Below are 5,436 nucleotides of genomic sequence, written 5' to 3'. Positions count from 1 at the left end.
ACTATTTGTCTCGTCGGCAGCGTAAGTGTGTATAAGAGACAGGGGGCCGGCGGCAGGTGCTGAAGCCCCGCCGGAGCCCGGGATGCCCGCACCGGCCTCCGACGGGGGGCCTGTGTGGACGAGGTTCTGGTCCGCGTCTTCCGCGCGGGCAGGAGGGACAGCCGCCGTCGGCGCATCTCCGGCACCTGTGCCGGTCGGCACCAGGCGCTCCACCAGCCACGACGTGATCGCTCCGGCGGTCCTCGCCTTCGCCAGCTCCTCCAGCTCGTCGTCGGCCAGGGCGGCCGCGTCGCCGCCGGGCGACAGCCGCATGGCCAGTTCGCCTGCGATTTCCGTGCGCTTGATGGAGTCGATGCTGAGGTCGGCCTCGAGGTCGAGGTCGGGTTCGATCATGTCGGCCGGGTAGCCGGTGCGTTCGCTGATGATGGCCAGGACGGCGGTGAGGACGCCGTCCTCGGTGAGTGGGCCGGAGTTCGGCTCGTCGGTTACGGGAGCCGGCTCGGGCTCCGGGGTCGCCACCGCGCGCAGTTGAACGGGATCGGCCGCCGCAGGCAAGGGCACCGGGGCCGCCGCAGGCACCCCCGACCCGCCCAGCAGCGCCAGCACCACCTCCCGCTGCGCCGCCACCATCTCCCGCGAGCCGCGCAGGAATTCCGTAACGACGGCCTCGCGCTCCGTCTGTCCGCCAGCACCCACGCCGCTGTCCTCCCGATCCCAAGCGATTCGCCGGGCCGGCTGCAGCGCCCCGGGCAGCGGTTCTCCCGCCGCGTCCCTGACCAGCTGTCCGTCGACCGTCCAGGCCGGCGCGCGGCGCGGCTCGGACGTCCCGGCGTCCACCACCCCGCGGCCCTGGAACAGCCATCCCGTCCGCACCTCGACCCCGGCCACCGCCAGCCGTGCCAGCCCCTCCAGGAAGCCGGGCAGGCCGCTGCCGGGCCGGGGCTCGATCGGCACGGTCACGTGCGGTCGGTCGCCGAGCACCTTTCCGACCAGGCCGCTCAGTACGGTCCCGGGGCCGGCCTCGACGAAGGTCCTTGCCCCGGCCGCGTACATCGCCTCGACCTGCTCGGCGAAGCGCACCGGTGCGCCGATCTGCGCGGCCAGGCCGCGCCGTATCGCATCGGGGTCGTCCGTCGGGTACGGCTCGGCGTTGCGGTTCGCCCAGACCGGGAACTCCTGCTTCTGGAGCGGGATTTCGGCCAGTTCCGCTGCGAAGGCGGGTTCTGCCCCTGCCACCACCGGACTGTGGAAGGCGCAGGCGACCGGCAGCGGCTTTGTGCCCAGGCCCGCGGTCTTCAGGGCTGTTACGGCCTCCGCCACCGCAGCCGTCGGGCCCGAGATGATCGTCTGGCGTGGTGCGTTGCGATTGGCCGTGACCACCCGCTCCGCCAGACCGGCCTCCTTCAGCGCCTGCTCGGTCTCGTCCGCGGAGGCGGTCACCGCCGCCATCGTCCCGGGGTCCGCCCCGGCCGCGTCGAGGATCACCCGTGCCCGTCGCTCGCTCAGCGCGATCAGCTCCGCCGGGGTGAAGACGCCCGCCGCGCACAGCGCGACGAGCTCGCCGTACGAGTGCCCGCCGGCCATGCCGGGGCGCACCCCGGCCCGGCCGAGCAGTTCGTACGCGGTCAGCCCCGCAATGCCCAGGGCCGGCTGGGCATTGCGGGTGTCTGTGAGGCGCTCGCGCTGCTGCTGCCCGGCGTCCGGCGCGAAGCCGGTCGGCGGGTAGAGCGCGGGCGCGTGTGCCGCCCCGAGCTGCAGGTGATGCTGCAGCTCCGGTACGGCGATGAGCAGGTCGCCGGCCATGCCGGGGTATTGGCTCCCCTGCCCGGGGAAGAGGAACGCGACGGTGCCGGGGGCAGTCTCGTCGGCGGCCAGAAAGACTCCGCGGCCCGCCTCGCCCGCCAGAGCCTGGCGCAGCCGGTCGGCCAGCTCCGTAACGTCCCTCGCTACGACGGCGATCCGCACCTGACCGGGCCGCGACGCCGCTCGCCGGGCCGCCGTGGCCGCCCAGTCGCGGAGCCGGTACGAGCCGGCGTCGTCCAGCAGACCGAGCAGCCACTCCACATCGGTGGTCGCGCCGAAGGTGAACAGCTCCGCCGGCCACTCCGCGTACCCGAAGGCAGGCGGTGCCCCTGCGGCGTGCGCACCGAGCACCACGTGGAAGTTCGTCCCGCCGAAGCCGAACGCGCTGACCCCTGCCACCCGTTCATCGGCGGGAGCCGCCCACGGGCGGGCCTCGGTGTGGAAGACGAAGGGGCTCGAGCTCTCTTCCCACCCGGGGTTCGGCGACGTCAGCTGCCGCGTCGGCGGCAGCACACCCGTGTGCAGTGCCAGCGCCGTCTTGATCAGGCCGGCCAGACCGGCCGCGCACTTGGTGTGGCCGATCTGCGACTTCACCGAGCCGAGGGCGCAGCTGGCCTGCTCGGCGCCGGAGGCCGCGAAGACCTCGGTCAGCACCGACAGTTCCGTACGGTCGCCGACCACCGTTCCGGTGCCGTGCGCCTCGACCAGTCCCACGCGCACCGGCGAGATCCCGGCTCCGGCGTAGGCCCGCTCCAGCGCGGCCTTCTGGCCCTCGGGCCGCGGTGCCGTAAGGCCCTTGGCCCGTCCGTCGCTCGCGCTGCCGACGCCCTTGATGACGGCGTAGATACGGTCGCCGTCCCGCTCGGCGTCCGCCAGCCGCTTCAGCGCCACGCAGGCGACGCCCTCGCCGAGCGCGATGCCGTCCGCCGCGGCGTCGAAGGTCCGGCAGCGGCCGGTCGGGGACAGCGCGCCGACGGAGGCGAAGAGCAGGTAGTCGTTGATGCCGTTGTGCAGGTCGGCGCCGCCGCACAGCACCATGTCGCTTGTTCCGGCGGTCAGTTCCTTGCAGGCCACGTCCACCGCCGCGAGTGATGATGCGCATGCGGCGTCCACCGTGTAGTTAGCGCCGCCCAGGTCCAGGCGGTTGGCGATACGGCCCGAGATGACGTTCGCGAGCATCCCGGGGAAGGAGTCCTCGGTCAGCCGTGGCAGCTGCTCGGCGAGTGCCTCCGGCAGCTGGTCGACGTATGACGGGAGGACGGTGCGTAGCGTCGTCGCGTTCGCGAGGTCGCTGCCCGCCTCCGCGCCGAAGACCACGGAGGTACGGGACCGGTCGAACGTCCGGCTCCCGTAACCCGCGTCGTCCAGCGCGCGCTTCGCCGCCTCCAGCGCCAGCAGCTGCACCGGCTCGATGCTGCCGAGGGACGCCGGCGGGATGCCGTACGCGAGCGGGTCGAAGGGGATGGGGGGAAGGAAGCCGCCCCACTTGGACGGCGTGCCGTCCCCACCGGCGGCCCGCTCTCCCCCGAAGTGCACCTCGGGGTCCCACCGCTCGCGCGGCACCTCGGTGATGGCGTCGTCCCCGGCCAGCACGCGGGCCCAGTAGGCGTCGAGGCCGTCCGCGCCGGGGAACATGCACGCCATCCCGACCACGGCCACATCGAGCGGCCTGGCCGCTTCCTGCCGTTCGCCGGCGGGCTCGACCCGTTCCACCAGCTCCGCCGCCCGCAGCCGCAGGTAATCTGCGGCCCCGGTGGACACCTCGCGGTGCAGCTCACGCACGCTCGTCGCGCGCGTGCGCAGCACCGCGACCTGGCCCGCCATGAACATCCCGGCGGTCAGCTGCCGTTCCTCGTCGACGAGTTGCGGCTCGCCGCCGTTGATCCGCTCGACGCCCTTGCTGGCGATCCGCAGCCGGCCGACGTTGAGGCGCTCCAGTTCCTCCCAGGCCTGGCGGTCCGGCACGGCGTCGGCGCGCAGCGCCCGCTTCCGGGTGCTGAATTCCGTGGTGAACGGCGAGGGCACGCATCGCGTGGCATGCCCGGGCGCGGTCTGCAGCAGCTCGGTGGAGTCGGCGGCGAGCACCTGCCGCTGGAAGAGCGGCTGCACGGCGCCGCAGTCGACGGCCTCGCCGGTGAAGAGATAGGCGGTGCCCATGAGCACCCCGGCAGCGAGCCCGTCGATGCGCCCGGCCAGCGCGGCGACCATCGCCGCGGAGCGCGCGTCGTGCACGCCGCCGGCGAAAAGAACCTCGACGCCCTCCGCCCCGTACTCCTCCAGCACCCCCAACTGCGCCTCCCACAGCGGGAAGCTCGCCAGCGGCCCGACATGCCCACCGCACTCGGAGCCCTCGAAGACGAAGCGCCGCGCGCCCGCGTCCAGGTACTGCCGCAGCAGCCGCGCGGACGGCACGTGCAGAAAGGTCCGTATCCCGGCCCGCTCGAGGTCGGCGGCCTGGGACGGCCGCCCGCCCGCGATGATCGCGTGGCTGGGCCGCAGCTCCCGTACGACCTCCAGCTGCGCCGCCCGGGTCGTCTCGTCGGCGAAGCCGAGCACGCCGACGCCCCACGGGCGGTCGCTTCCCAGCTCTTCTCTCGTACGGGTCATGAGCTCACGGGTCTGGGCACCATCGGCCAGCGCCAGCGCGAGGAACGGCAGCCCGCCCTCCTCCGCCACCGCCTTCGCGAACCGCGGCTGGTCGCTCACCCGCGTCATCGGCCCCTGCGCGACGGGCAGCCGGGTGCCCAGCGCCGCCGCCATGTCAGTGGCGGGACGCAGCGCCTCGCCCGACGCCGCGCCCCGCACCGCTTCCCCGACGGCGGTGCGCACCGCACGCACCGCCTCCGCTGCATCGCCCCAGCGCGATGAAAAGCGCGCGGCGAGGAAGCCGTCTTCGCCGGCGGGGAGGGCCTGATCAGCGTCGACCTGCCCCTCCCCGCCACGCTGGTCACGCGAGGCACCGCCTGCCCGCGTGACCCCCTGGACCGAAAGGCCTCCGCGCCGGCGCAGGAGCCGCACTCCGCCGGCGACGGCCGTCTCGGTCCCGTCCATGCCCTCCAGCAGGGCGCGTTCGCGCTCGGGCAGCGACGACTCCGGCAGGAGCGCCAGCTGCACATCGAGTACGACACCGGCCGCCCCGCCGAGCACGGCCGCCGCGGCGGTGTGCTCGCCGATGCCGCCGGCGGCCCAGACGGGAAGGGTGAGCCGGGGCTCGGCCAGAAGCTGCTGGAGCAGCACGAAGGTGGACAGCTCGCCGACCGGGCCGCCGCCGCATTCGCTGCCGCGGGCGATGAGCCCGTCGGCGCCGTCGGCGACGGCCTGGAGCGCCTCGGCGCGGGAGGTCACCTCGACCAGGACCCGGTAGTAGCCGCCGAGTTCGCCCAGCTGCCAGGTGGCGTCGGCGCCGCGGATGACGGTGTGCGGCGCACCGCCGGGCGCCAGGCCCTCGAGCTCTTCGGGCCCGAGCGCACACCCGCCCCCGATCCGTACGCCGAAAACGGCGAGCGGACCACGTCCGCGGCCCGCGCAAGGGTGTCCTCGGCGTCGTCCCAGCGGCCCAGGGAGCGCTGTGCCTCCGCCTTGTTGGCCAGCGCGAAGGCCGCGGTGCAGCCGCGGCCCTGTCTCTTATACCCA

2 protein-coding genes are annotated in these 5,436 nt (G+C 74.1%); both read right to left on the bottom strand.

Annotated features, from left to right (window positions below; translation table 11 throughout):
- On the bottom strand, window positions 1–5,148 hold a 5,148-nt coding region (locus G5C51_RS39605; RefSeq protein ID WP_338118481.1), incomplete at its 3' end, for a beta-ketoacyl synthase N-terminal-like domain-containing protein.
- On the bottom strand, window positions 5,145–5,436 hold a 292-nt coding region (locus tag G5C51_RS43520; protein ID WP_240930244.1), incomplete at its 5' end, for a tetratricopeptide repeat protein. The genes G5C51_RS39605 and G5C51_RS43520, both read right to left, overlap by 4 nt.

It is taken from the genome of Streptomyces coryli (assembly GCF_011044975.1).
Lineage (GTDB): Bacteria > Actinomycetota > Actinomycetes > Streptomycetales > Streptomycetaceae > Streptomyces > Streptomyces coryli.
This window is presented reverse-complemented; position numbering and strand designations above follow the sequence as displayed.